Genomic DNA, 2,317 nt, shown 5'->3' on the forward strand with positions numbered 1-2,317 from the left:
GTCAGAAGTCAGAAATAAAATGTAATTAGGTAAAATTGATGGCTACAGACATCCGACACCAGCCAGCAAACGGCTACCACTCACAACCAACTCAGCCTTATCTAAGAGAAAATCTGAATAGGCGATCGCCCATGGGCCTCCAGCCAACCCTAACAACCCTGGAAACCTGGGGGTTTGGCCTTACGGGTCATCTGCTATGGATCAGCGCTGCACCGGCCATACACGCTGCTCTGGGGCCTCAAGCTATCTTCGTCTGGTTGCCAGCAACAATTGTGGCCATGATGCTCGACTTTCAGATGCAAAGCTTGGGATCTCAGTGGCCAGAGATGGCAGGGGGAACGCCCAACTACACGGCGCGACTACTGAACAAGTATCCTTGGCTGGGTAGGTATGGGGCACTTGGATACTTTTTTAGTTGGTTAGCAGTGACAGCGATCAACGCCCTGATTGTCACAGCCCTGATCGAAGCCAACCTAAAACCATTAGGGATTTCATGTCCTGAGATAGTTCTGAAAATTGGCTTTACAGCGATCGCCTTTATTGTGGCATTTAGTGGCACCCGCGCCTTAAGTATCCTGCATCTATGCTTCGTTCTACCCGCTACCGGATTCCTCTTAGTTTTTTGCACTCAAGGCATCGGCTGGTTAGCACTATCCCCAGCTAGCCCCGGCTTTTTCCCCAGCACTTGGCCTAGCTTTTCCTTTGTGGAATGGGCCAAATGGTACTTCTTCGCCTTCTACTCTGTTTACGCCTGTGAAAGTGCTGCCTCGTTTGTCGCTGATAGCAAACGACCTGGGGAGACTTTGCGGTTTCTGAGCTTCGCGGCTTGGCTGATTCCTATTGTTTATCTCGGTGGTTCCTGGGTACTGATGCGCTTGGCAACAGAACCGGGATTACAAGACGACACATTCTTAAACCTATTAGCCTCCGCTAAACTCTTCTGGGGGCCGTGGGCCTCATTTATGGTGACGCTTTTGATCGTCGCGGGCTGCCTCCTAAGTTCTGCCACAGCGGTTTCCAACTCTCCCCGCGTTTTGTACCAACTTGCCTTGGACGGACATTTATCGCCAGTATTCGCTGTGGTTTCCCCACGGGGCGTACTCGGCCCAGCCCTTGTGCTGACGTTCTTGCTCAGTCTTATCTGTCTAGCTTGGGGAGATATCGCGCGTTTAGTAATGGTGTCCGCTACTGCTGCCACGATCTCGTTTATAACAGCCCATTTCGGGCTATGGGTGGGTCGGGATAGGCCAGAAGTGCTATGGCCTTGGTGGTCTGGAGGCTTTTTCCTGGTAGAAACAGTTGTCCTGATTGTTGGGGGCTTGGCTTGGAACTGGCAAGACCTGCTAATCGGACTGCTTTTGCCGATCGCTATTTTGGGAGTGGATGCTGCCATACGTCACAGTGCATTTGCCCCTTTCCATCCTGCGTGGTGGATTAAGCTTTATCGGGGGCAGTCCTATAGGATAAGCAAGGATTTTGTGGCGCTTCAGGTAGGCATCCTGATCTTTCTGATCTGTAGCACTGCCACGATCGCCTGGGTGATTAGAGCCACGTTAGACGGACTTCCAGGTGATGCTGCCAATAATCTTTTGATTGTTCTGGTAATAACCGTAGGCTTTGTCGGGGTGGCCGTTGCCTGCTGGACGAGCTTACCCCAGGTCGTCTCCATGAATGAAGCACGAGAGGGAGCAGAACAACTCTTTACCATTGCCCTAGATGCGATCGTGGTGCTGGATGAAACCGGAGTGATTCGTCAGACGAATCCCGCTGCTGAAAGCGTTTTCGGAATCGACACCACTGGGATCATAGGGCATCGCCTGAACAAACTACTGCCGGGATTAGCTTTTGAGCCAGAACGGTGGCCCAGCCGCAGCGAACAAGCTCTTAACCTACCCAATCGCGACTCGCGTATTCTGGAAGTTGCCATCTCAGACCGATTTTCTCAAAATGCTTCGCTTTCAAATCAAGGTATGCAAGAATATGTGGTGATTCTGCGCGATATCAGCGATCGCAAGCAAGCCCAAGAATCTCTACAAAAAGCTAATGAGGAACTAGAAATCAAAGTTGAAAATCGTACATCTGAACTCACCCATACTGTGCAGCAATTGCAGAATGAGATTGAAGACCGCCAGCGGATAGAAGCAAATCTCAGAGCGATGCAAAATCAGATTGTTGTCCAAGAAAAACTAGCTTCTCTGGGGAGTTTAACCGCGGGCATTGCCCACGAAATCAGAAACCCCTTAAACTTTGTCAACAATTTCTCAGAACTTTCTGCTGAATTAACCGAAGAACTGTTTGAAAAAATTGAAAATCAAGC

General features: G+C 50.1%; 1 protein-coding gene. It reads left to right on the plus strand.

Translation table 11 applies throughout. The annotated features are described in order from the left end of the window. Positions 1-38 precede the first annotated feature (38 nt). On the plus strand, positions 39-2,317 hold a 2,279-nt coding region (locus QUA71_RS29040), incomplete at its 3' end, for a PAS domain S-box protein (RefSeq protein ID WP_333290456.1).

The sequence above is a fragment of the Microcoleus sp. MON1_C5 genome (assembly GCF_036701875.1).
In the GTDB taxonomy this organism is placed as follows: Bacteria; Cyanobacteriota; Cyanobacteriia; order Cyanobacteriales; family Microcoleaceae; genus Microcoleus.